Here is a 23,466-nt window from a genome sequence, read left to right on the forward strand (position 1 = left end):
ACGGACCGCCGACGACCCCGTCAACGATTACGGAGCGCCCGGAATCTCGTAGTCCCGGCCGAGGACGACGGTGACCGCGGCGGTGCCGGCGGGCTTGCCCTTGGCGACCGCGTCGTCGGGCAGACCGAGGGTCTTGGCGACCTCGACGGCCGTGGCCTTCTGGGCGTCGTCGCCGTAGACGACCTCGGACTTCGCCTGGCTGTCGACCTTGTTCCCGCCGACGAAGGCGTAGCCGCCGTTGATCAGGACGATCTTGGCCGCCTCGACGGCGTCCTCGCCGGTTCCGTCCTTGATCGAGACCCGCGGCACTCCGCCGGCGTCGACGGCGGTGACCTTGCCTCCGAGGATCTCCTTGACCACGCTGTCGCCGGCGCCCTCGGTGAGCACGCCGTCCTGGCCGACGGGGAGCAGCGCCGTCTTGTGGGCGCCGGTCTTGGCGTGGTCGGCGAGCTTGGCGAGGGAGGCCGCGAGGTCCTTCTCGGGGAGGGACGGGTCGGCGATCTGCTGGAGGTACTCGATGGCGGTGGTGGCGTTCGCCGCGTCGCTGGGCATCTTGCGCAGCATGCCGTCGACGACCTGGCCGAAGCGCTGGAGCTGCTTGATCTCGGGCTCGCCGGAGGCCCGGTGGACGGCGTAGGCGACGGCGGCGCGGCCGTTGAGGGTCTGCTTCTCGCCCTTGACGACGAGCGGGTCGGCGCCCTTCTTGCCCTTGGGGTCGGGGACGGCGGAGTCGGTGTCGACCTCGATGCCGCCGAGGTACTCGACGAGGTTCTCCAGGTAGGGCGTGTCCAGGCGCCAGGTTCCGGCGATCTTGGTACCGAGGAGGGTGTCGAGGGCATCGCGGGTGCCGCTGGAGCCGTCCTCCTCGACGGACTTGCCGAGGGTGGTGGCGGCGCCCTCGGTGTCGGCGACGGCGAGCGCGTTGGGCAGCAGGACGGTGGTGCCCTGCTTGGTGGTGGAGTTGTCGACGAGGAGGGCGGTGGAGGTGCCGCCGCCCTGGGTGTCGTGGAGGTGGAGGACGATCGTGGCGCGCTGCTGCGGGCCGGTGCCCGCGGTCTGCCGCTGCTGCTCGGCGTCGCCGGTGCCGGGGAGCAGGCCGGCCGACCACAGGTAGCCGACGCCGCCGACGGCGGCGAGGACGAGGACGACGACCAGGGCGATCACCCGGTTGCGGCCGCGGCGGCGGGCCTCCTCGCGGCGCTCCGACCGGCTCTCGGTGAACTTGAGCCAGTCGATGACGTCCTCGGAGTCCTCGTCGGGCTCCTCGATGAAGGAGAACTGCTCGGTGCGGTACTCCTTGTCCGCGTCGGTGCCGCCGTCGGCGGCGGGTGCGGGCCGCCGGGGCGTCTGCGGAGCGGCGGGCGGCTCGGGGGCGGGCCGCTGGCCGGGGACACCGGCCGGGGCCGCGGCGACGGGCGCGGCGGGCTCGGCGGCCTGCCACTGCTGCCCGGCCCCGCCGTAGGTGTCGTACGGGTCGTAGGCGGGCTGGGCGTAGCCCCCCTGCCCCTGCCGGCCCGCGTAGGGGTCGTAGACGGGCTGCTGGGGTCCCTGGGGCTGCTGCGGGGCGTGAGGCTGCTGGGGCTGGGCGTAGGGGTCGTGGCCGTACGCCTGCTGCTGTCCGGCGTACGGGTCGTACGCGGGCTGCTGCGGGGCCTGGGCCTGCTGGTACACCGGCTGCCCGTACGCGTCGTAGCCGATGATCTGCGGCTGCGGATAGTACGGGTCGTACGGGTTCTGCTGATCGTTCACCGGTGCCCCTCCCCGGGACTCACTCGCCGCGGTACAGCTGGCGCTTGTCGATGTAGCGGACCACGCCGTCCGGGACCAGATACCAGACGGGGTCGCCCTTCGCGACCCGTGCGCGGCAGTCGGTGGACGAGATGGCGAGGGCCGGGACCTCGACGAGGGAGACTCCGCCCTTGGGCAGGCCGTCGTCGGTGAGGTCGTGGCCCGGCCGGGTGACGCCGATGAAGTGGGCGAGGGAGAAGAACTCCTCCGCGTCGCGCCAGGTGAGGATCTGCGAGAGCGCGTCGGCCCCGGTGATGAAGAACAGGTCGGCGTCGCTGTTGAGCGAGCGCAGTTCCCGCAGGGTGTCGATGGTGTACGTCGCGCCGCCGCGGTCGATGTCGATGCGGCTGACCGAGAACTGCGGGTTGGAGGCGGTGGCGATGACCGTCATGAGGTAGCGGTCCTCGGCGGGCGACACGGCCTTGTGGCTCTTCTGCCACGGTTCACCGGTCGGTACGAACACCACCTCGTCCAGGTGGAACAGGGCGGCGACCTCGCTGGCCGCCACCAGGTGTCCGTGGTGGATCGGGTCGAACGTCCCGCCCATCACGCCGAGGCGGCGCTTGCCGCTGCCGCCAGTAGGCACTTCCTGCTCTCCCATGCGTGCAGAGCCTACTGGCACGGCGACGGACGCCGGCTCAGCGGCCTCCCGGTCGGCGTCCGGCTCAGCGGTCGCGGTTGAAGCGGGTGGTGATCCAGAGCAGCAGCATCAGAACGACGAAGGCGCCGCCGCCCGTGACGTACGGGCTGAGGCTGTCGTGGTTGCCACCGTGCTCGGCGCCCTCGGAAGCAAGCGTGACGAGGTTGGCGGCGGTGCTGTGGAGGCTCATCTTCGGCAGACCTATCCGATCGGGGGTGGGAGCGGAGACTTCGCGCACATCGTATGCGGGCGGTCCCGGCTGTCTCACGCCGACTCAGGCGTTGGCGTCCTCGGCGTCTCCGGACGCCCCTCGGGCGGAGGGGCCGACGGGCCGGTCCGGGGTCTCGCCGCCGGTCCGGCCGGGGGTCCCGTCCGCGTCCGCGGGCTCGTCCGTCCTTCCGTCCGCGGTCCCGTCCGTCGTTCCGTCCGCCGTTCCGTCCGTGCTCCCGCCGCCGTAGCCGCGGAGCAGGAACCAGGCGAGGAGGGCGCCGCCGACCATGGAGACCAGCAGGACGATGCGGAGCGTGTCGCCCGGACCCTGCTGCGCGGCTGCGGCGATCCCGGTGAGGGCGGCGTGGGCTGCGGCGGTGTCCGGCATGCGGTCGTGCTCCCTCGTTGTCCACAGGGCCCGAGTTGTCCACAGGCTCCCGGCACACGGTAGCGCCCTCGCCTAGGGTGGGTCGTGTCAGGGGGACGAGTACCGACTCGTATCACATGGGCAGGGGGCGTTCATGACCGACAACCACGGCGGGAACCACCAGGGCGGGGTGCCGAGCAGGCGGCGCAAGCGGTTCCCGGGCATCTCCTCGCGGGCCTACGAGCACCCTGCGGACCGTTCGGCGCTGGTGGCGCTGCGGAAGCTGAGCGGGTTCGACACGGTGTTCAAGGCGCTCAGCGGACTGCTGCCCGAGCGCAGTCTGCGCCTGCTCTACCTCTCCGACTCCGTCCGGGTGAGCGACGCGCAGTTCTCGCACCTCAACGACATGCTGCGGGACGCCTGTTACATCCTCGACCTGGACAAGGTCCCGCCGATGTACGTGACGCAGAACCCGGTGCCGAACGCGATGTGCGTGGGCATGGACGAGCCCGTGATCGTGGTGACCACGGGGCTCGTCGAGCTGCTCGACGAGGAGGAGATGCGGGCGGTGGTCGGCCACGAGGTCGGTCACGCCCTGTCGGGGCACGCGGTCTACCGGACGGTGCTGCTCTTCCTCACGAACGTGGCGCTGAAGGTGGCCTGGATCCCGCTGGGGAACATGGCCGTGATGGCGATCGTGACCGCGCTGCGCGAGTGGTTCCGCAAGTCGGAGCTGTCGGCCGACCGGGCTGGGCTGCTGGTGGGACAGGACCTCCACGCCTCGATGCGGGGACTGATGAAGCTCGCCGGCGGCAACCACCTGCACGAGATGAACGTGGACGCGTTCCTCGCCCAGGCGGACGAGTACGAGAAGGCCGGCGACCTGCGGGACTCGGTCCTGAAGATCCTCAACGTGCTGCCGCGCTCGCACCCGTTCACCACGGTGCGGGCGGCCGAGCTGAAGAAGTGGTCGGAGAGCCGCGACCACCAGCGGCTGATGGACGGCCACTACCCGAAGCGCTCGGAGGACAAGGACACCTCGGTCACGGACTCCTTCCGGGAGTCGGCCGGGCACTACGCGCAGACGGTGAAGGACAGCAAGGATCCGCTGATCAAGCTCGTCGGCGACATAGCCGGCGGGGCCGGTGACCTCGCGGGCGACCTGGGCGGAAGGCTGCGGACGGTGTTCGGCGGCGGAGCCCCGAAGGAGCCCGGGAAGGACTCCGGCAAGGACTCCGGGAAGGACTCCGGCAGGGATTCCGGGGAGTAGCCGGCGCCCGGCCCCGGTGCGTCAGGGCTTGGGCTGGGCGGCCGGGGCGAGGGCCCCGCAGAGCGCGGGGGCCGCGGGGCGGCCGGAGGCGTAGGGATCGGTGAGGGCGGGTCCCTCCTCCGCCGGGACCTCGGCGCCGGCCAGGAGCGGCCTGAGCCCGCCTTCGGCGTCGGTGCCGCACGCCTGCGGTCCGGCCTCGACGATGCTGGTCAGCAGCTCGGCCCGGTGCATGCGCAGGTCCTCGCGGTCGAAGCGGAAGTGCAGGGTGCGGTGGACCGTGAAGAGGGATGCCTCGGTGGCGCCGTTGCCCTGGGCGGCGGGGCGCAGCGCGTAGGTGAACGTGTGGTCGGCGGTGACGTCCAGGGTGTCCGGGGTGCTCTCGGCGAAGCGGAGGGTTCCCTGGACACGGGGCGCGGGTTCGGCGAGGGCGATCCGCGCGGGGTCGAAGCGGACCACCCAGGCGGCGACGGCGTGCCGACCGTCGTCGGCGGACGAGGCGACGCTGCGGTCGAACTGGGCGAGCTGGTCGGGGTCGAGCAGCAGGCGCGCGGGCCGGACGGTCTGGCCGGCGAGGACGTCGGGCTCCAGGGAGGAGGCGACGAGGTAGTCCTTGGCGATGCTGAGGGCCGTGACGACCTGGCCCTCGGCGAAGTGGGTGGTGCGGGCGGCGACGGGGAGGTTGATGCCGGCGGCGCCGGTGCGGTACTCGGCGGCGGGGCTGCGGGCGAAGAGCCCGGCGGGGTCTCCACCGGGGACGGGGCTCCGCGGGGCGAGCGGGACGACGGTGGTGCGGAGCGGCTCGGCGCGCTGGTCGGGCGGCGGCTGGTAGGGGTTGCGCAGGCCGAGATAGACGGCCGTGCCGAAGGCGAGGAGGGTCAGCAGGACGAGCAGGAGGGCCTGGCCGGAGCCGCGGCGGCCGGCGGGGCCGGGGCGGTTGCGGACGGCGAGCGCGTGCTCGCCCATCCGTTCGCTGGCCGAGAACTCCTGGAGGTGGGCAGCGCGGACGAACGCCTCGTCGAAGACGACGGCTCGGTACTCGTCCTCACCGCCGGGGAGCCCCTCGGGAGTCCCCTCAGGCGGGTCGCCACGCCCTGCCATACCTTCAGGGTAGGTCGGCGGGGGCTTCGGTAAACGCCCAGGTACACGACAAGTTCGGAAGTTTTCCGCCGTCCGGGTGGTGGCCGCGGCGGAGCGGGCGGCCGTTCGGGTGGTGTCAGGGTGTGCGGGGCGGGACGGAGGCCGTCGGGGCCGTCCGGCCGGTGGTCGCCGGGTGGCCGGTGGACGGCGGGGCGGCGGCGGTGGCCGGGGTGCCGGTGAGCACCGGAGCCGGGGGCGCGGCGGCCGGGGAGGCGGCGGGCGGGGCCGGCTTGGGCTGGTCGACGCCGGTGGAGGCCGGGGGGACCTGGTCCTGCCGGTTGGCGGCGGCTCCGCGGTAGACGGCGGTGAAGGCGAGGGCCACCATGCCGATGCCCATCAGGAGGGCGAGGAGCCAGGCGACGGGCCGGTGCCAGCGGGCGCTGCCCCGGTAGGGGCGCAGGGCGCCGCCGTGGCGGCCGTAGGGGCTGGCGTCGTCGCCGATGTCGTCGGGCTCGTAGATGAGGCCGACGGGGTCGCGGCCTTCGTCGTAGAGGTCCTCGTCGCCGGCGCCGCGGAGGGCGCGGGCCCGGGCGGACTCGGCCTCGGCGCGGGCCTGGGCGGCTTCGAGGAGGCGTTCGACGGCGGACGGCTCGTGGACCGCGGCGGCCCTGACGAACTCCTCGTCGAAGACCACGTCCCAGCGGCCCTCGTCGGCGCCTCCGCGCTCGTCGTCGGGCTCCCAGCCGTTCGGGGACGGCCTGCCCCCCACGTCGTCCGGCACGGTTTCAGAGTAGACCGGAGACGTGGTTTTGGGCAGGGAGAGTGCGAAGTCTCCCCGCCCGTACCGAAAGGAGGTGTGCGAGGTGGTGTTACCGGATGTGACCGTCGCCGGTGACGATGTACTTGGTGGAGGTGAGCTCCGGAAGGCCCATGGGGCCGCGGGCGTGGAGCTTCTGGGTGGAGATGCCGATCTCCGCGCCGAAGCCGAACTGCCCGCCGTCCGTGAAGCGGGTGGAGGCGTTCACGGCCACCGTGGTGGAGTCGACCAGCTGGGTGAAGCGGCGGGCCGCGGCCTGCGAGGTGGTGACGATGGCCTCGGTGTGGCCGGAGGTCCACATGCGGATGTGTTCGACGGCCTTGTCGAGGGAGTCGACCACGGCGGCGGCGATGTCGTGGGAGAGGTACTCGGTCTCCCAGTCCTCGGTGGTGGCCGGGACGACGGTGGCCTTGGTGCCCTCGGCCTGGGCGAGGACCCGCTCGTCGGCGTGGACGGTGACGCCGGCCCCGGCCAGCGCGTCGAGGGCGCGGGGCAGGAAGGCGGCGGCGATGTCCTGGTGGACGAGGAGGGTCTCGGCGGCGTTGCAGACGCTGACCCGCTGGGCCTTGGAGTTGATCAGGATGTCCACGGCCATGTCGAGGTCGGCCTCGGCGTCGACGTAGACGTGGCAGTTGCCGGTGCCGGTCTCGATGACCGGGACGGTGGACTCCTCGACAACCGTGCGGATGAGGGAGGCGCCGCCGCGCGGGATGAGGACGTCGACGAGGCCGCGGGCGCGCATCAGCTCGCGGACGGAGTCGCGGGACTCGCCGGGGACCAGCTGGATGGCGTCGGCGGGCAGGCCGGCGCCGCCGACGGCGTCGCGGAGGACCGTGACGAGGGCGGTGTTGGAGGCGTAGGCGGAGGAGGAGCCGCGGAGCAGGACGGCGTTGCCGGCCTTGAGGCAGAGGGCGGCGGCGTCCACGGTGACGTTGGGCCGGGCCTCGTAGATGATGCCGACGACGCCGAGGGGGACGCGGACCTGGCGGAGGTCGAGGCCGTTGGGGAGGGTCGAGCCGCGGACGACCTCGCCGACCGGGTCGGGCAGGGCGGCGACGTCGCGGACGTCGGCGGCGATGGCGCGGACCCGCTCCGGGGTCAGGGTGAGCCGGTCGATGATCGACTCGCTGGTGCCGGCCTCACGGGCCTTGGCGATGTCCTCGGCGTTGGCCTCGACGATCTCCGCGGTGCGGACTTCGAGGGCGTCCGCGATCGCGAGGAGGGCTTCGTCCTTGGCCGAGCGCGGCAGTGGCGCGATCTGTGCGGCGGCGCCACGGGCCCGGTAGGCGGCCCGGGTGACCGGGGTCAGGTTGTCGAGGGGCGTGAGCGAGGTCATGCCCGCAGGGTACTGGTACGAACGGGCCGATCCCGTATGTACGACGGGCGCATCCCGCAGTGCGAGACGCGCCCGTGCCACCGTACGGACGGCGGGGGTCCGGCCCGTCAGGATCCGGCCCCCCGGCCGGTCAGTAGGGGTGGACTCCGACCGGGGCGGCGGGCGGCGGGCCGTAGCCCTCCGCGATCCGCTGGTGGTAGGTCTCCCGGTCGATGACCTCCAGGCCGACGATCTCCCACGGGGGGAGCTTCGCCGTCTGCCGGTGCTCGCCCCAGAGGCGCAGGGCGACGGCGGCCGCGTCGTGCAGGTCGCGGGCCTCCTCCCAGTACCGGATCTCGGCGTGGTCGTTGGCGTAGCGGCTGGTCAGCAGGAAGGGGTGGTCGTGGGCCAGTTGTTCGAGCCCGCGCCGCACCTCCTTCAGCGGTGACTCGACGCCGGACACGCTGAGGGTGACGTGCCACAGCTTGGACAGGGGGCGCTCCCCCGCGCCGCCGTCCCGTGTGACCGTCCCGGCTGCTGTGCCCTCGCCTTCCGTGGCCCTGTCCTGTGCCGCGTCGAAGTCGGCTCCGGCCTCGACACTCGTCAGGGCGCGTTCGGCCGTCCCGCGGGGCAGTGCCCCTGGGCGCGCTCGTCTCACCGGCGGCCTCCTGTGTGATGCGTGTGGTGCTGTACCCCGCGTTGCTCGTTACCCCCGAGACAAAGTTGACCAGTCCGAGCCGTCGCATGGGGCGGTTTTGGTAAAGGTCCCTTCCGGATGGCAGGAGTTTCAGCCGTTTCGGCGGCAGTTTCGCAAGGGCTTCCGCACTCGGTTCCAGCCGAAGTGGGACCGGGACCCGGTCGGGCCCCGGCCGGTGTCAGCCGAGGACGACGAGGTCGTCGCGGTGGACGACCTCGCGCTCGTACTCGGGGCCGAGCTCCCTGGCGAGTTCGTGCGTGGAGCGGCCGAGCATCCGGGGGAGTTCCTTGGCGTCGAAGTTGACGAGGCCGCGGGCGACGGGGCGGCCGGTGCCGTCGCGGAGCTCGACCGGGTCGCCGGCGACGAAGTCGCCCTCGACGGCGGCGACACCGGCGGCGAGCAGCGACTTCTTGCCCTCGACGACGGCCCGGACGGCCCCGTCGTCCAGGGCGAGGGAGCCCTGGGGGGTGGAGGCGTGGGCGAGCCAGAGGAGGCGGTCGGCGGAGCGGCGGCCGGTGCGCTGGAAGTACGTGCCGGTGTCGCGGCCGGCGAGGGCGTCGGCGGCGCGGCTGGCGGAGGTGAGGACGACGGGGATGCCGGCGGCGGCGGCGATCCGGGCGGCCTCGACCTTGGTGACCATGCCGCCGGTGCCGACGCCGGCCTTGCCCGCGGAGCCGATCTCGACGTGGGCGATGTCCTGCGGGCCGCCGACCTCGGCGATCCGGGAGGTGCCGGGCTTGGCGGGGTCGCCGTCGTAGAGGCCGTCGACGTCGGAGAGGAGGACGAGGAGGTCGGCGCGGACGAGGTGGGCGACGAGGGCGGCAAGCCGGTCGTTGTCGCCGAAGCGGATCTCGTCGGTGGCGACGGTGTCGTTCTCGTTGACGACCGGCAGCGCGCCCATGGCGAGGAGCTGGTCGAGGGTGCGGTAGGCGTTGCGGTAGTGGGCGCGCCGGCTGGTGTCGTCGGTGGTGAGCAGCACCTGGCCGACGCGGACGCCGTAGCGGGCGAAGGAGGCGGTGTAGCGGGCGACGAGGAGGCCCTGGCCGACGCTGGCGGCGGCCTGCTGGCGGGCCAGGTCCTTGGGGCGCCGGGTGAGGCCGAGCGGGGCGAGGCCGGCGGCGATGGCGCCGGAGGAGACCAGGACGATCTCCTTCTCGCCGCCGCTGCGGACCTTGGCGAGGACGTCGACGAGGGCGTCGACCCGGTCGGCGTCGAGGCCGCCGGCGGCGGTGGTGAGGGAGGAGGAGCCGACCTTGACGACGATGCGGCGCGCCTCGGTGACGAACGGGCGGGTCACGGACGGCGGGGTCGAGGTCTGCGGAGCCGCGTCCTGTCGGTTCTTGTCCTGCTGCACCGTCGCCATCTCCGTCGCCACCTGCGCCGTCCTCACTCGCTGTTCTGACGCCGTGCGCTCCCGGCACGGTCGCGAGGGGCAATCTACGCGAGCCGGGACGGCCGCCGCTCCTCCATTCCGCCCTCCGGACCGCCGGCCTCCGGACCGCCGCCCTCCGGCCCGCCCCGCTCCTGGCCCCCGCCCTCCGGCGCCCCGGCCGGCTCCGCCGCTCCCCCGCGCTCCGGCGCCCCGGCCGCCTCCGGGGCGGGACCCCGGCTGACGAGGATCCGGCGGGAGATCACGTAGGTGAAGGGGATGGCGACGACGGCGGCCACGAGTGGCGCGATCCGGTCGTCCATTCCGGCCCAGCTGACGAGCGCGTACAGGCCGGCGCTCTGCACCACGTAGTTGGTGACGTTGGTGAGGGGGAAGAGGGCGAACTTCTTCCAGGTGGGGCGGGTGCGGTAGGTGAAGTACGTGTTGAGGAAGAAGGAGCCCACCATGCTGAGCAGGAAGGCGAGGGTGTACGCGGCGAAGTACGGCATCCAGGGGTGGAGCAGCAGGTAGCAGCCGAAGAAGGTGCCGGTGTTGATCCCGCCCACCACGCCGAAGCGGATGATCTGGCCGAGCTGGTCTCGCATGGGCCCATCAGATCGCCGAGAGGTGAACGGCGCGTGCCGCGGGGGCGACGCCCGCACGGCGAACGGCCCCCTCGTACGCGGTGTACGAGGGGGCCGTTCGCCGTGCTTCGGGTCTCAGACGGCCGCGCCGCGGCGGGCGGTCCAGCCGGCCCAGGCGGAGCCGATCATGTCGCGGACGTCGTACCGGGCCTTCCAGCCCAGCTCGGCGGCGATGCGGTCGGCGGAGGCGACGACACGGGCCGGGTCGCCGGGGCGGCGCGGGGTGACGACGGGCTCGGTGGTGTGCTCGGTGATCTCGTTGATCAGCGCGACCATCTCGGTGACGGAGACGCCCTCGCCGCGGCCGATGTTGACGGTGAGGTCGCGCGGCTCGCCGGCCTCGGCCCACTCGGTGAGCTTGCGGGCGGCGACCAGGTGCGCGTCGGCGAGGTCCTCGACGTGGATGTAGTCGCGGATGCAGGTGCCGTCCGGGGTGGCGTAGTCGTCGCCGAAGACGCGGGGCGCCTCACCGGCGTCGAGCCGCTCGAAGACCATCGGGACCAGGTTGAAGACGCCGGTGTCGGCGAGCTCGGGGGTGGCCGCGCCGGCCACGTTGAAGTAGCGCAGGCAGGCGGTGGCGATGCCGTGCGCCTGGCCGGCCGCGCGGACCAGCCACTCGCCCGCGAGCTTGGTCTCGCCGTACGGGCTGAGCGGGGCGCAGAGGGTCTCCTCGGTGACGAGGTCGACGTCCGGCATGCCGTAGACGGCGGCGGAGGAGGAGAAGAGGAAGTTGCGCACGCCGGCCGCGGCGACCGCCTCCAGGAGGACGGTGAGGCCGACGACGTTCTCGCGGTAGTAGTGCAGCGGCAGTTCGACGGACTCGCCGACCTGCTTCTTCGCGGCGAGGTGGACGACGCCGGTGACGCCGTGCTCGGCGAGCGTCCGGTCGAGCAGCTCGCGGTCGAGGGTGGATCCGACGACCAGCGGCACGCCCTCCGGGACCCGGTGCGCGTATCCGGTCGACAGGTCGTCGAGGACGACGACCCGCTCGCCCGCCGCCGTCATGGCCCGGACCACGTGCGCGCCGATGTATCCGGCACCGCCGGTGATCAGGTACGTCATGCTCTCCCCACATCCCTTGTCGCTGGGCACCGCGGGAAATCCACCGCGGAAGCACACCGTACCTGCTGCCCGCCGTGACGTCGAAACGCCTGCGTCCCGACGCCGGCGCGCCGGGGCCCAGGGGGGCGCGTGGGCGGTGTTCGAGCGCCCCGGGGGTGGCCTCGGAAGGCTGCATACTGGTGCTGCTCACTCTCCGCATATGTACGTGTTCGAGGAGTAAACAGCAGTGCGAAATCCCGAGTCACCCCGGCTGCTGGGGGTCTACCGCCGAGCCGTTCCGGACCGCGTACGACGTGCCGTCGTCGCGCAGGTGGACGCCGATGTGCGCCGCCGCGTGAAGCTGCGCATCGCCGGCGGGACGGCCGCCGCCGAGCGCCTCCGTCTGAACCGGCTGGCGCGGCGGTACGCGGCGCTCACCGCCGGCCCGGACCGCACGGTGATCAGCGTCGGCCGGGAGCCGAAGGTGGCGCTGGTCGCCGAGGGGGTCACCCCGCTCCGGGCCCGCCGGGCCAATCTGGAGGCGGTGCTCGGCGCGCTCGCCGCGGCCGGCGTCCCGCACTTCTGCGTCCCGGGCAAGTCGGACACCTCCTCCGCGGTGGCCGTGCGCGAGGAGGACCGGGCCGCCGTGCTCGCCGCCCTCGCCGCCGCCTGCGAGCGGGAGCCCGGCTACGCGACCCCGGTCGGCGGGAACGGCCGGGCGGGCCGCGGCTCCCAGCCCGGTTTCGCCGCGGCCACCTGGCACCGGCTGCGCGCCGCCGCCGTCCTGCGGCTGACCTGGTACCGCGCCGACCCCACCCACCAGCTCAAGCTGGGCGAGCCGTACGGCTGCGACGTGGAGTTCTGGCGCGAGGAGGGCGGGGAGCTGACCGCGCCCCGCCCCGGCCGGATCACCGCCTGCCTCCCCCGCCAGGGCCGGCTGGTGGAGGCCCCGGAGTCCTGCTTCACCGACTTCACGGACGTCCGGCCCGGTGCCCGGACCACCCCCGACGGCGCCCCGCTCGTGCCGGCCCGCGCCGAGACGGCCGTCGTCCGCAGCGACCAGGTCACCTTCCCCGTCGACGTCGTCTACACCTGGGTGGACGGCTCGGACCCGGAGTGGCTGCGGCGGCGCGCGGAGTACGCCGGCGAGGCGTACCACGCGGAGGCGGCCAACGCGGCGCGCTTCCTCAGCCGCGACGAGCTGCGCTACTCGCTGCGCTCGCTGCACCTCTACGCGCCCTGGGTGCGGACGGTCTTCCTGGTCACCGACGACCAGACGCCGCCCTGGCTGGACATCACCGTCCCCGGCCTGCGGGTGGTCTCGCACAAGGAGATCTTCCGCTCCCCCGAGGTGCTGCCGACCTTCAACTCGCACGCGATCGAGTCGCAGCTGCACCACATCGACGGGCTCGCCGAGCACTTCCTCTACCTCAACGACGACGTGATGCTCAGCCGCGAGGTGACCCCGCGGGACTTCTTCCACGCCAGCGGGCTCACCAAGTTCTTCCCCTCCCCCGCGCTGGTGCCGCTGGGCGAGCGGAGCATGGACGACCCTCCGGTGGCCGCCGCCGGCAAGAACAACCGCCGGCTGATCGAGCAGCGGTACGGCTCGGTCCTGGTGCAGAAGATGAAGCACATGCCGCACCCGCTGCGGCGCAGCGTGCTGGCCGAGATCGAGACCGAGTTCGCCGCCGAGTACCGGCGCACCGAGGCGAACCGCTTCCGCAGCGTCGACGACATCTCGATCGCCTCCTCCCTGCACCACTACTACGCCTTCCACACCGGCCGCGCGGTCCCCTCGACCGACCTGCCGTACGCGTACCTGGACCTGACCCACCCGTGGACGGAGACCCGGCTCGGCCGGCTCCTCGCCCAGCGCGACCGGGCGGTCTTCTGCGTCAACGACACGGTCTCGACGGAGCAGGACGCGGGCGGGCAGAAGGACCTCATCACCCCGTTCCTGGAGGCGTACTTCCCGGTCCCGAGCCCGTACGAGAAGCGGTAGCGGTACGCGTGAGGGGGGCGCCCGGACCCGGGCGCCCCCCTCACGCGTGTCCGGGCCCGTCAGTCCTTCTCGTACGGCGACCGCACCGGGAAGTACGCCTCCAGGAAGGCGCGCAGCACCCGGTCCTGCTCGTCCAGCGGCACCTCCGCCTCCGCGGACTCGCCGACGCAGATGACGTCACGGTGGCGGGCCGCGAGGAGGCGGCTGAGCGCCACGTGGTGCTTGTAGTCGCCGATGTTGGTGTACGCGGCGGAGATGCCGCCGGGCGACGCCTTGCCCGTCAGATAGCCGTAGTGGTGGTGGAGCGAGGAGGTGATCGACAGGTCGGTCCGGCCGCGGAACGGGGTCGCGGCGGTCCGCGCGGTCTCCTCGGGCCAGCGCTCGGCGATCTCCGCCAGGACGCTGCGGCGCAGCGGGTGCGGGGTGTGCAGGAAGCCGTGGGTGGCGATCCGGCCGAAGGCTTCCTCCAGGAGCGCCTGGTTGTTCTTGGCGGCGACGAAGTAGCCCTCGGTCTCCTCGGTGACCTCGCCGGGCGGGACGGCGGTGGGCGAGCGGAAGAAGAGCGAGTTGCCGTTCGACTGGAAGAATTTGTTCGGCGCGAGCGGGCGGCCGAAGAACACGTCGTCGTTGATGTAGAGGAAGTGCTCGGCGAGGTCCTCGACGCGGTGCAGCTGGGACTCGATGGCGTGCGAGTTGAAGCTGGGCAGCCACTCCGGGTCGGCGAACAGCTCGCGGTGGCTGACGATCCTGATGTCGGGGTGGTCGGTGTCCAGCCAGGACGGCGTCTGGTCGTCGGTGACGAGGAAGATCCGCCGGATCCAGGGGGCGTGCGCGGCGAGGGAGCGCAGCGAGTAGCGGAGCTCGTCGCGGTTGCGGAAGCGGACGTCGCCCGACTGGGCGTCGTCGGTGGCGAGCCCCTGCTCCCGGCGGGCGGCGTCGCGCTTGGCCCGCCACGCGGGGTCGGTGTCGTCGACCCAGGTGTAGACGGCGTCGACGGGGAAGTCGACGTTCCACATGAGCTTCCTGGTGAAGACGTCCAGGGTCGGGTACGCGCGGCCGGCGACGGAGATCCGGGCGTCCCCGTCGAGGGAGGGCAGCCGGGGGCCGACGAGGGTGGTGCCGCGGGGGGCGGCGTACCAGCCGGTGCCGCCCTCCTCCTCGGCCCAGAACTCGACGCCGCAGCCGTACACCGGCCCGTACCGCAGGGTCCGGCTGTCGCTGACGAGCGGCTTGAAGATCCGGACGCCGGCGACCTCGGGGGCGTGGGTGAGGGTCTCGGCGAGCCGGGCGCCGGGGGCGGCGGTCCGGGGGGCGACGAGTTCGGCGTAGACCGGCCGGCCGTGGAGCTCGGTGCCGAGGGCGCGCAGGGCGCGCTCCCGGTCGGGCTCCTTGACGGCGAGGCGGTGGCTGACGGTCGTGGGGTCGTGGAGGAGGACGAAGGGGACGCCGTGCCGCTCCAGGGCCTGCGCGGTCAGCTCCAGGTTGATCTCGCCCATGCGCCAGGACGGCACGTCGTCGCGGACCTCGGCGAGCCGCCCGGCCGAACGGACCAGGGACCTGGGGTCCTTGGCCTGGAGGATGACCTCGCGGGCCTTCTGTTCGTCGGTGGAGGGCGAGAGCTTGCTGATCGGCGCGGAGACGGCGAAGCTGCGGCTGCCGCCGGCGGCGACCCGGTGGGCGGCGCGGTCGGCGCGGGCGGCGGCGCGGGTGGCCGGGCCCTCGGCGTGGAGCGCGGTGAACAGCTCGTCCCAGCGGGCTGTGACGACCTCCGGGGCGAAGCGCTCGCGGGCGCCGGCGCGGGCGGCGGCGCCGTAGCCGGCGCGCAGCGCGTCGTCGCCCATCAGCCGGGAGAGGGCCGCGCCGAGCGAGCCGATGTCGTCGGCGGGCACCAGCAGGCCGTCCACCTCGTGGCGGACGATCTGGGAGGGGCCGGTGAGGGTGTCGTACGCGACGACGGGGACGCCCGCGGTGAACGCCTCCAGCATCACCAGGCCGAAGGACTCGACGCGCGAGGGCATCAGGCAGATCGCCGCCGTGGCCCACTCCTCGGCCATCCGGCGGCTGCGGCCCACGAGTTCGACCCGGTCGTGCACGCCGAGGCCCTCGACGAGCCGGCGCAGGGCGGCCAGCTGGGGGCCGTCGCCGAAGATCCGCAGCGTCCAGCCGGGGTGCTCGCCGGCGACGTCGGCGAATGCCTGGATCGCGTGGTCGAGCTGCTTCTCCGGGACCAGGCGGCCGGCCACCACGACGGTCTTCGAGCCGAGGTCGGAGCGCGGCCGGTACCCCTCGGGCATGGCGTTGGGGATGGTGGCGAGGCGCGGGGCGGCGGTGCCGAGCGACTCGGCGAACCAGTCGGTGGTCAGCTCGGTGAGCGAGACCAGGGCGTCCAGCCGGGGGGCGTGGGTGAGGAGCGGTTCGCCGGTGGCGCCGCGCAGCTGGGAGACCCGGTGCTCCTGGTGGACGACGGCGACCCGGGCGGGGGCGAGACCGACCGCGGCGGCCATCAGGGCGGGGGTCGTGGTGACCAGGACGTCGGCGTCGAGCCCGGACAGGGCGGCGGTCATCTCGATGTCGGAGAGCCGGTCGAAGGTGGGCTCCCAGGCGGACTCGATCAGCTCGCTGGGCAGCTTGGCGAGGGCCGCGCACTCCGCCGCGGTGAGCGTGGAGGGGCGGACCGGGCGCGGCGAGCGGCCGGTGCGGTCCACCAGGTAGCGGACGGTCACCCCCTTCGCCTCCGGCAGGAACGGCTCCTCCTCCGTCCTGAACACGCTGAGGATCTCCACCTCGTGACGCGGCATCAGCTGGGCCGCCTGGGTGTAGGCGGCCATCTCGGTGCCGCCCATGGCGTCGCCCCAGGTGAGCAGGATGGTGATCTTCATGCGCGTCCCTCCGCGCCGTCGGGGGCGCCTTCGAACCCGACGCAGGAGACGGCGAGCGCCCCGGCCGAGGTGATGTAGGCATGCACTCGGAGGAGCGAGCCGTCTTCCAGGGCGATGATCCGGAACGAGGTGCGGATCACCTGGTCGCGCCGGCGCAGGTCGGTGAGCCGACGGCCGATCCTGAGACCGGTGCGTCCCTGCTGGAGCTGGATGTCCCAGCGCAGGGCCTTGCGGCCGGAGACCATGCCGGCCAGCGGCAGGTCGAAGGCGAAGGCGTCGCCGTCCCACTCCAGCGGGGCCTGCACGACGGCGCCGCCGCCGCGCCGGACGGCCTGGGCGGTGTACGCGGCGGGCGGTGCCTGCGGGGCGACGACCCGGCCGCGGACCGTGATCCGGTCCCAGCGCAGGGCGAAGGTGTCGAGTTCGGCCTGGTGGGCGGGGGCGCGGACCTTGAGGACCGAGAAGCCGTCGACCGAGCGCATCAGCCGGAAGTGGGCGCCGCCCGCCGGGTCGGGCGAGACGGGGGCGACGGGCCCGTCGGTCGCGGGGAGCGCCACGGCGGCGACGCCGGTGCGCACCTCCTGCCCGTCGGGGCGGGTGAGGACGGTGCCGACGCGCCACAGCCCGGCGGTGAGGGCGGGGCCGAGGCGGCCGGGGCCTGCCTGGCCGGCGTCGTCGCCGGCTCCGGCGGCGCGGTCGGCGGGCGCGTCCGTGAAGCGGAGGGCGGTGGTCGCGGTGAGCAGGAGGGCGCCGCCGGTGTGCGGTTCGAGTGCGAGCGGCAGCCGGTGGGTGCGTCCGCCGCGGACGAGTTCGAGCCGGGCCGAGGCGACGTCGGTGGCGGGGGGCACGAGCAGGGCGACGTTGAGGGTGCGCCCGCCGAGGACGGAGAGGTGGAGCGGGCGGAGCGCGGGCCGGGGCGGGATCCCCCCGCCGAACGCCGGTGCGGTGTGCAGCCGCTCGACCCGGCGGCGCATCCGCACCGCCACCCGCCGGGCTCGTTTCGCGGCACCCACCGCGTAGGGCAGCAAGGCGTCACTCACGACAATCCCGGCTTCCGTTCTGGGGGTTGACAGTCGGGGCGCCACATAGTGGCAAGGCCCCCCAGCGAAGGCAAGTCGGTGCCGAGGCGTCCCGCGGGTGGGAATCCGATGGCCCTCCGCCCCTTCTCCCGGCGCGCCGGCCACCCCCGCGGCCTGTCCACCGGTACGCCCCTGACCTCGGCGTACGTCCCCGCCGGCGGCCCCTTCGACCACCCCGCGCCCCGGTCGGCGACCCCCTCGGACCGACCGCCCCTCCCCGCCTCCGTACGCCCCCGAATCTCACCCGATGGTGGGACGGCCCGGGGCGGGCCGCACCGCCGCCCCGGACAACGGGAAACCCCCGGCGGCCAGGGCCGCCGGGGGTTTCCGCACCCGTGGGAGCGCCCGCTAGAACGGGTCGAACTCGTCGTACTCGCGGTCCGCGTCGTCGCGCTCCGCGTCGCGGTCGCGGCGGCGCTGGGCGGCGGGACGGGGGGCGTCGAAGCGGTGGTCCTCGCCTCGGCGGCCGAGCATCTCGGCGCCGGCCATGAGGGTGGGCTCCCAGTCGAAGACGACCGCGTTCTCCTCGGCGCCGATGGCGACGCCGTCGCCGGCGCGGGCGCCGGCCTTCATCAGCGCGTCCTCGACACCGAGGCGGTTGAGGCGGTCGGCCAGGTATCCGACGGCCTCGTCGTTGTTGAAGTCGGTCTGGCGGACCCAGCGCTCCGGCTTCTCGCCGCGCACCCGGTAGACGTCCTCGTGCTCGTCGTACGTGACGGTGAAGCCGGCGTCGTCGACGGCCTTCGGGCGGATGACGATCCGGGTCGCCTCCTCCTTCGGCTTCGCGGCGCGCGCCTGCGCGACGATCTCGGCGAGGGCGAAGGAGAGCTCCTTCAGGCCCGTGCGGGCGACCGCGGAGACCTCGAAGACGCGGTAGCCGCGCTCCTCCAGGTCCGGGCGGATCATGTCCGCGAGGTCCTGGCCGTCCGGGATGTCGATCTTGTTGAGGACGACGATGCGCGGACGGTCCTCGAGGCCGCCGTACTGCTTCAGCTCCTCCTCGATGATGTCGAGGTCGCTGGCCGGGTCGCGGTCGGACTCCAGCGTCGCCGTGTCGAGGACGTGGACGAGGACCGAGCAGCGCTCGACGTGGCGCAGGAACTCCAGACCGAGGCCGCGACCCTGGCTGGCGCCGGGGATGAGGCCGGGGACGTCGGCGATCGTGTAGACGGTCGAGCCGGCCGTCACCACGCCGAGGTTCGGGACCAGGGTGGTGAAGGGGTAGTCCGCGATCTTCGGCTTGGCGGCCGAGAGGACGGAGATCAGCGAGGACTTGCCGGCGCTGGGGTAGCCGACGAGCGCCACGTCGGCGACGGTCTTCAGCTCCAGGACGATGTCCTGGAGGTCGCCGGGCACGCCGAGCAGCGCGAAGCCGGGGGCCTTGCGGCGGGCGGAGGAGAGCGCCGCGTTGCCGAGGCCGCCGCGGCCGCCCTCGGCGGCGACGTACGTCGTGCCGTGGCCGACGAGGTCCGCGAGGACCTCGCCCTTCGCGTCGAGGACGACGGTGCCGTCGGGCACGTACAGGACGAGGTCCTGGCCGTCCTTGCCGGCGCGGTTGCCGCCCTCGCCGGGCTTGCCGTTGGTGGCCTTGCGGTGCGGCGAGTGGTGGTACTCGAGCAGGGTGGTGACCGACTGGTCGACGACCAGGATCACGTCGCCGCCACGGCCGCCGTTGCCGCCGTCCGGGCCGCCGAGCGGCTTGAACTTCTCGCGATGGACGGAGGCGCAGCCGTGGCCCCCGTTACCCGCGGCGACGTGCAGCTCGACGCGGTCCACGAAGGTGGTCATGGTTCTGTGCCTCCAGAAAGCTATGTACGGGATTGTCTATCTAGTAACACGCGAAAGGCGGACCTGCTTCCCTGCCGGGAAGTGAGGTCCGCCTCCGCAAAGCGTCCGATCAGGCGACCGGGACGATGTTCACGACCTTGCGGCCACGGAAGGTGCCGAACTGCACCGAACCGGCCTGCAGGGCGAACAGCGTGTCGTCGCCACCGCGACCGACACCCGAGCCCGGGTGGAAGTGGGTGCCGCGCTGGCGGACCAGGATCTCACCGGCGTTGACGACCTGACCGCCGAAGCGCTTCACGCCGAGCCGCTGGGCGTTGGAATCGCGACCGTTCCGGGTGGACGATGCGCCCTTCTTGTGTGCCATTGCTCAGTCCCTCTTTACTTCGCGGCCGTCGGGATGGACGTGACCTTGATCGCCGTGTACTGCTGACGGTGACCCTGGCGACGGCGGTAGCCGGTCTTGTTCTTGTAGCGCAGGATGTCGATCTTGGCGCCCTTGGTGTGGTCCACGACCTCGGCCTGGACCTTGATGCCCGCCAGGACCCACGGGTCGCTGGTCACGGCGTCGCCGTCGACGACGAGCAGGGTCGAGAGCTCGACCGTGTCGCCGGGCTTGGCGGTGGAAATCTTGTCAACCTCAACGATGTCGCCGACAGCAACCTTGTGCTGGCGACCACCGCTGCGCACGATGGCGTACACGCGGATCTCTCTCTCACTCGGTAATGGGGACCTCTGACGCCAGCCGCCCAAGCGCGGGCCCGGGGGCCCACGGCGATCCGGATCGGACGAGCGGCCTCTCCCGGCGAACGGGAGGGGGGTGCTCAGAGGCGCGGCGCGTCATAGACACGCCGACGGTCTAGGTTACGGGCGCCTGCCACAGAGGGTCAAATTCGCCCGTGCGGGTGCGGACCGCCCCGGTGGCCCCCCTCGGGAGGGGCCACCGGGGCGGGACCGGCTCAGTCCTGGGCCGGGGCCGCGGTCTTCTTGGCCGTGACCTTCTTGGCGACGGTCTTCTTCGCCGCCGTCTTCTTGGCCGCCGTCTTCTTCGTGGCGGCCTTCTTGGCGGTGGCCTTCTTCGCGGTCTTCCGGGCGGCCTTCTTGGCCGCCGGGGCGGCCTCGGTCTCCTCGGCGACCGGCTCGGCGTCCGCCTGCGGCTCCTCGGCCGGGGCGGCCGCGGCCACCACGATCTCGGCGGCCTCGGCGCCCGCGGGGGCACCGGCCGGGGCGGTGGCCTTGCGGACCACCCGGCGGCGGGCGCGCGGCGCGGCGGCCGCGGGGGCCTCCTCGGCGGCGGGCTCGGCGACCGGCTCGGGCGCGGTCTCGACGACCGGCTCCCGTACGGCCTCCGGCTCCGTCACCGCGACGACGACCTCGGCCTCGGCGGCCGGCTCGCCGGTCGCGACGACCGGGGAGGTCGCCCGGCGGGTGGCGCGGCGGCGGGCACGCGGCGCGGGCGCCACGGCCTCCTCCACGGCCTCCGCGACCGGCTCCGGCGCGGTCTCCGCCACGACGGGCTCCGGCTCGGGCTCCGCGATCGGCGTCGGGGCCGGGGCGGCGGTCGGGGTCACCGGCGCGGTCACCTTGCGGGTGACGCGACGGCGGCCGCGGCCACGGGTCGCGGCGGCCTCGGCCTCGGCGACGCTGCCGTACAGCTCCTCGTCCGGGGCGATCGGGACCGGCACGGCCACCGGGGCGGCCAGCTCGGCCGCGACCTCGGCCTCGGTCTCGGCCTCCGCGTGGACCTCTGCCTCGTGCGTGTCGTGGGCGTGGTCGTGCCCGTCGCCGCCGCGGCCGCGCTTCTTCGAGCGCTTGCCGCCACCGCCGCCGCCGTGGGTGGCCGGCTGCTCCATGTGGACGATGACACCGCGGCCGTTGCAGTGGACGCAGGTCTCGGAGAAGGACTCCAGGAGACCCTGGCCGACCCGCTTGCGGGTCATCTGCACCAGGCCGAGCGAGGTGACCTCGGCCACCTGGTGCTTGGTCCGGTCACGGCCCAGGCACTCCAGGAGGCGGCGGAGCACCAGGTCGCGGTTGGACTCCAGGACCATGTCGATGAAGTCGATGACGACGATGCCGCCGAGGTCGCGCAGCCGCAGCTGGCGCACGATCTCCTCGGCCGCCTCCAGGTTGTTCCTGGTGACGGTCTCCTCCAGGTTGCCGCCCTGGCCGGTGAACTTGCCGGTGTTGACGTCGACGACGATCATCGCCTCGGTCTTGTCGATCACCAGCGAGCCGCCGGACGGCAGCCAGACCTTCCGGTCGAGCGCCTTCATCAGCTGCTCGTCGATCCGGTAGGTGGCGAAGACGTCGACCTCGCTGGTCCACCGCTGGAGGCGGTCGGCCAGGTCCGGCGCGACGTGCGAGACGTAGCCGTGGATGGTCTCCCAGGCGTCGTCGCCGCTCACGATGACCTTGGAGAAGTCCTCGTTGAAGATGTCGCGGACGACACGGACGGTCATGTCCGGCTCGCCGTAGAGCAGGCTCGGCGCGGACGTCGAGATCTGGTCGGCCTTCTTCCGGATGTCGGCCCACTGCGCCTGCAGGCGCTCGACGTCGCGGCGCAGCTCGTCCTCGCTCGCGCCCTCGGCGGCGGTGCGCACGATGACGCCCGCGTCCTCGGGGACGATCTTCTTGAGGATGGTCTTCAGACGGGCGCGCTCGGTGTCCGGGAGCTTGCGGCTGATGCCGGTCATCGAGCCCTCGGGGACGTACACGAGGTAGCGGCCCGGGAGGGAGACCTGGCTGGTCAGGCGGGCGCCCTTGTGGCCGATCGGGTCCTTGGTGACCTGCACCAGGACCGACTGGCCGGACTTGAGGGCGGACTCGATGCGGCGCGGGCCGTGGCCCATGCCGAGCGCCTCGAAGTTGACCTCGCCGGCGTACAGGACGGCGTTGCGGCCCTTGCCGATGTCGACGAAGGCGGCCTCCATCGACGGCAGCACGTTCTGGACCTTGCCCAGGTAGACGTTGCCGACGTACGAGGTGGCCTGCTCCTTGTTGACGTAGTGCTCGACGAGCACGTTGTCTTCCAGGACGCCGATCTGGGTGCGCTCGCCGTTCTGGCGGACGACCATGACGCGCTCGACGGCCTCGCGGCGGGCGAGGAACTCGGCCTCGGTGATGATCGGGACGCGGCGGCGGCCCTGCTCGCGGCCCTCGCGGCGGCGCTGCTTCTTGGCCTCCAGGCGGGTGGAGCCCTTGATGGACTGCACCTCGTCGGAGGGCTCGGCCTTCTCGCGGGCCGGGCGGGGCTCGCGGACCTTGACGACCGTGCGGACGCCGTCCTCTTCGGTGCTCTCGGCCTCGCCGGAGGCGTCACCGCTGCGGCGGCGACGGCGGCGACGGCGGCGGGAGCTGCTGGAGCCGGAGTAGCCGGACTCGTCGTCGGCGTCCTCGGCCTCCTCGGCCTCCGCCTCGTCCTCGGCGTGGAGCTCGTCGGACTCGTCGGTCTCGTCGGACTCCTCCGCCTCGGCGGACTCGCCGCGGCGGCGGCGACGGCCTCCGCGACGGCGGCGGCGGGACGGACGGTCGCCGTACTCGTCGGTGTCCTCGGCGTCCTCGGACTCGTCGGCCTCGGCCTCGTCGGCGACGTGCTCGACCTCGGGCTCGTCGGCGACGGTCGACGGGACGGGCTCGACGGCGACGGGCTCGCCGCGGCGGCGGCGACGGCGGCGCGAACCGCTCTCGGCGCGCTCGGGCTCGACGGCCTCGACGGCCTCGGCCGTCTCGACGACGGTCTCCTCGTCCTCCTCCGGCTCCTCGTCGACCTCGGCGGCAGCGGCGGCGGCGAAGGCGGCGGTCTCCGGCGTCTGGAACATCGGCTCGGCGAAGACCGGGGCCTGGAAGACGGCGACGGCCGGGCGCTCGGCGCGGCGGCGGCGCGGGGCCTCCTCGGCGGTGGGCGGCTCGGAGGTGAACTGCGGCGCGCTGACGCGGCGGCGGCCACGGCCACGGGTGGCGGCGGCCTCGGCGGCGGCGACGTCGGCACCGTGCGAGGCGATCTCCTCGACGGTGTCCTCGGGCAGGGCCTCGCCGGAGGTCGGCGCGGCGAGCTCGGCCGCCACGTCCGGGGTGACCTCGGGGGTGGCGGTGCGGCGGGTGGCGCGGCGGCGGGTCCGGGCCGGGGCGGCCTCGGCGGGCTCCTCGGCGGGGGCCTCGACGGCGGCCGGCGCGGCGGGGGCCTCGGCGGCGGGCTCCTCGACCGGGGCCGGGGAGGTGACCGGGGCGCTGGCGCGGCGGGTGGCGCGGCGGCGCGGGCGCTCCGGGGCGGCCTCCGGCTCGGCGGCCGGGGTCTCGGCGGCCGCGACGGGCTCGGCGGTCTCCTCGGCGGCGGCCGGGGAGGTCACGGGCGCGGTGGCCTTGCGGGTGGCGCGGCGGCGGGTCCGGGCCGGGGCGGCCTCGGCGGGCTCCTCGGCGGGGGCCTCGACGGCGGCGGGCGCTGCGACGGCCTCGGCGGCGGGCTCCTCGACCGGCGCGACCG

Annotated in this window: 18 protein-coding genes and 1 pseudogene; 2 read left to right on the forward strand and 17 right to left on the reverse strand. The window is 73.7% G+C overall.

The window, feature by feature from the left end:
• Nucleotides 1–27: 27 nt before the first annotated feature.
• From ACFVU3_RS17160 to ACFVU3_RS17175, 4 genes are all read right to left on the reverse strand, one after another.
• A complete protein-coding gene (locus ACFVU3_RS17160; RefSeq protein WP_390066888.1) occupies nt 28–1,749 on the reverse strand; it encodes an LCP family protein in 1,722 nt (573 codons plus the stop codon).
• Between the two features lie 19 nt (nt 1,750–1,768).
• The gene (nadD, locus tag ACFVU3_RS17165; protein WP_390066890.1) at nt 1,769–2,389 is read right to left on the reverse strand and encodes a nicotinate-nucleotide adenylyltransferase; all 621 of its coding nucleotides are present in this window, start codon (nt 2,387–2,389) and stop codon (nt 1,769–1,771) included.
• Between the two features lie 64 nt (nt 2,390–2,453).
• Nucleotides 2,454–2,618 carry a hypothetical protein gene (locus ACFVU3_RS17170; protein WP_390066892.1) on the reverse strand — a complete coding sequence of 55 codons (165 nt, stop codon included), beginning with the start codon at nt 2,616–2,618 and terminating at the stop codon, nt 2,454–2,456.
• A gap of 84 nt (nt 2,619–2,702) precedes the next feature.
• Nucleotides 2,703–3,026: a hypothetical protein gene (locus tag ACFVU3_RS17175; RefSeq protein ID WP_390066937.1), complete on the reverse strand. Its 324-nt coding sequence runs from the start codon at nt 3,024–3,026 to the stop codon at nt 2,703–2,705.
• Between the two features lie 133 nt (nt 3,027–3,159).
• Between ACFVU3_RS17175 and ACFVU3_RS17180 the strand changes: the two genes are divergently transcribed.
• The gene (locus ACFVU3_RS17180) at nt 3,160–4,275 is read left to right on the forward strand and encodes a M48 family metallopeptidase (RefSeq protein ID WP_390066893.1); all 1,116 of its coding nucleotides are present in this window, start codon (nt 3,160–3,162) and stop codon (nt 4,273–4,275) included.
• Nucleotides 4,276–4,296: 21 nt separating this feature from the next.
• On the opposite strand, the gene ACFVU3_RS17185 is transcribed toward ACFVU3_RS17180, so the two are convergent.
• From ACFVU3_RS17185 to galE, 7 genes and pseudogenes are all read right to left on the reverse strand, one after another.
• Nucleotides 4,297–5,373 carry a hypothetical protein gene (locus ACFVU3_RS17185; RefSeq protein ID WP_390066894.1) on the reverse strand — a complete coding sequence of 359 codons (1,077 nt, stop codon included), beginning with the start codon at nt 5,371–5,373 and terminating at the stop codon, nt 4,297–4,299.
• A 115-nt stretch (nt 5,374–5,488) separates the two neighbouring features.
• On the reverse strand, nt 5,489–6,133 hold the full coding sequence (locus ACFVU3_RS17190) for a hypothetical protein (protein ID WP_390066896.1): 645 nt from the start codon (nt 6,131–6,133) through the stop codon (nt 5,489–5,491).
• A gap of 88 nt (nt 6,134–6,221) precedes the next feature.
• The gene (locus tag ACFVU3_RS17195) at nt 6,222–7,505 is read right to left on the reverse strand and encodes a glutamate-5-semialdehyde dehydrogenase (RefSeq protein WP_390066898.1); all 1,284 of its coding nucleotides are present in this window, start codon (nt 7,503–7,505) and stop codon (nt 6,222–6,224) included.
• Between the two features lie 130 nt (nt 7,506–7,635).
• Nucleotides 7,636–8,142, reverse strand: a complete 507-nt coding sequence (locus ACFVU3_RS17200) for a hypothetical protein (RefSeq protein WP_390066900.1) — start codon at nt 8,140–8,142, stop codon at nt 7,636–7,638.
• A gap of 217 nt (nt 8,143–8,359) precedes the next feature.
• On the reverse strand, nt 8,360–9,544 hold the full coding sequence (proB, locus tag ACFVU3_RS17205) for a glutamate 5-kinase (RefSeq protein ID WP_390066936.1): 1,185 nt from the start codon (nt 9,542–9,544) through the stop codon (nt 8,360–8,362).
• Between the two features lie 209 nt (nt 9,545–9,753).
• Nucleotides 9,754–10,155 (reverse strand): annotated as a pseudogene (locus ACFVU3_RS17210) (GtrA family protein); the annotation flags it as partial.
• A 114-nt stretch (nt 10,156–10,269) separates the two neighbouring features.
• On the reverse strand, nt 10,270–11,256 hold the full coding sequence (galE, locus tag ACFVU3_RS17215) for a UDP-glucose 4-epimerase GalE (protein WP_390066902.1): 987 nt from the start codon (nt 11,254–11,256) through the stop codon (nt 10,270–10,272).
• A gap of 226 nt (nt 11,257–11,482) precedes the next feature.
• Here galE and ACFVU3_RS17220 point away from each other — a divergent pair, with 226 nt between their 5' ends.
• Nucleotides 11,483–13,240, forward strand: a complete 1,758-nt coding sequence (locus ACFVU3_RS17220) for a stealth family protein (protein WP_390066904.1) — start codon at nt 11,483–11,485, stop codon at nt 13,238–13,240.
• 59 nt (nt 13,241–13,299) lie between these two features.
• Here the strand turns inward: ACFVU3_RS17220 and ACFVU3_RS17225 are convergent, their stop codons facing one another.
• The 6 genes from ACFVU3_RS17225 to ACFVU3_RS17250 all read right to left on the reverse strand — a co-directional run.
• A complete protein-coding gene (locus tag ACFVU3_RS17225; RefSeq protein WP_390066906.1) occupies nt 13,300–16,119 on the reverse strand; it encodes a stealth conserved region 3 domain-containing protein in 2,820 nt (939 codons plus the stop codon).
• Nucleotides 16,116–17,159, reverse strand: a complete 1,044-nt coding sequence (locus ACFVU3_RS17230; RefSeq protein WP_390066907.1) for a hypothetical protein — start codon at nt 17,157–17,159, stop codon at nt 16,116–16,118. The genes ACFVU3_RS17225 and ACFVU3_RS17230 overlap by 4 nt, the downstream gene beginning before the upstream one ends.
• A gap of 387 nt (nt 17,160–17,546) precedes the next feature.
• Nucleotides 17,547–18,986, reverse strand: coding sequence for a GTPase ObgE (gene obgE, locus ACFVU3_RS17235; RefSeq protein WP_390066909.1), 1,440 nt, complete (start codon nt 18,984–18,986; stop codon nt 17,547–17,549).
• Nucleotides 18,987–19,095: 109 nt separating this feature from the next.
• Nucleotides 19,096–19,350 carry a 50S ribosomal protein L27 gene (gene rpmA, locus ACFVU3_RS17240; RefSeq protein WP_030494090.1) on the reverse strand — a complete coding sequence of 85 codons (255 nt, stop codon included), beginning with the start codon at nt 19,348–19,350 and terminating at the stop codon, nt 19,096–19,098.
• 14 nt (nt 19,351–19,364) lie between these two features.
• Nucleotides 19,365–19,685, reverse strand: a complete 321-nt coding sequence (rplU, locus tag ACFVU3_RS17245; RefSeq protein ID WP_030494089.1) for a 50S ribosomal protein L21 — start codon at nt 19,683–19,685, stop codon at nt 19,365–19,367.
• 257 nt (nt 19,686–19,942) lie between these two features.
• On the reverse strand, nt 19,943–23,466 hold a 3,524-nt coding region (locus ACFVU3_RS17250), incomplete at its 5' end, for an Rne/Rng family ribonuclease (RefSeq protein WP_390066912.1).

The sequence above is a fragment of the Streptomyces sp. NPDC058052 genome (assembly GCF_042885515.1).
GTDB lineage: Bacteria > Actinomycetota > Actinomycetes > Streptomycetales > Streptomycetaceae > Streptomyces.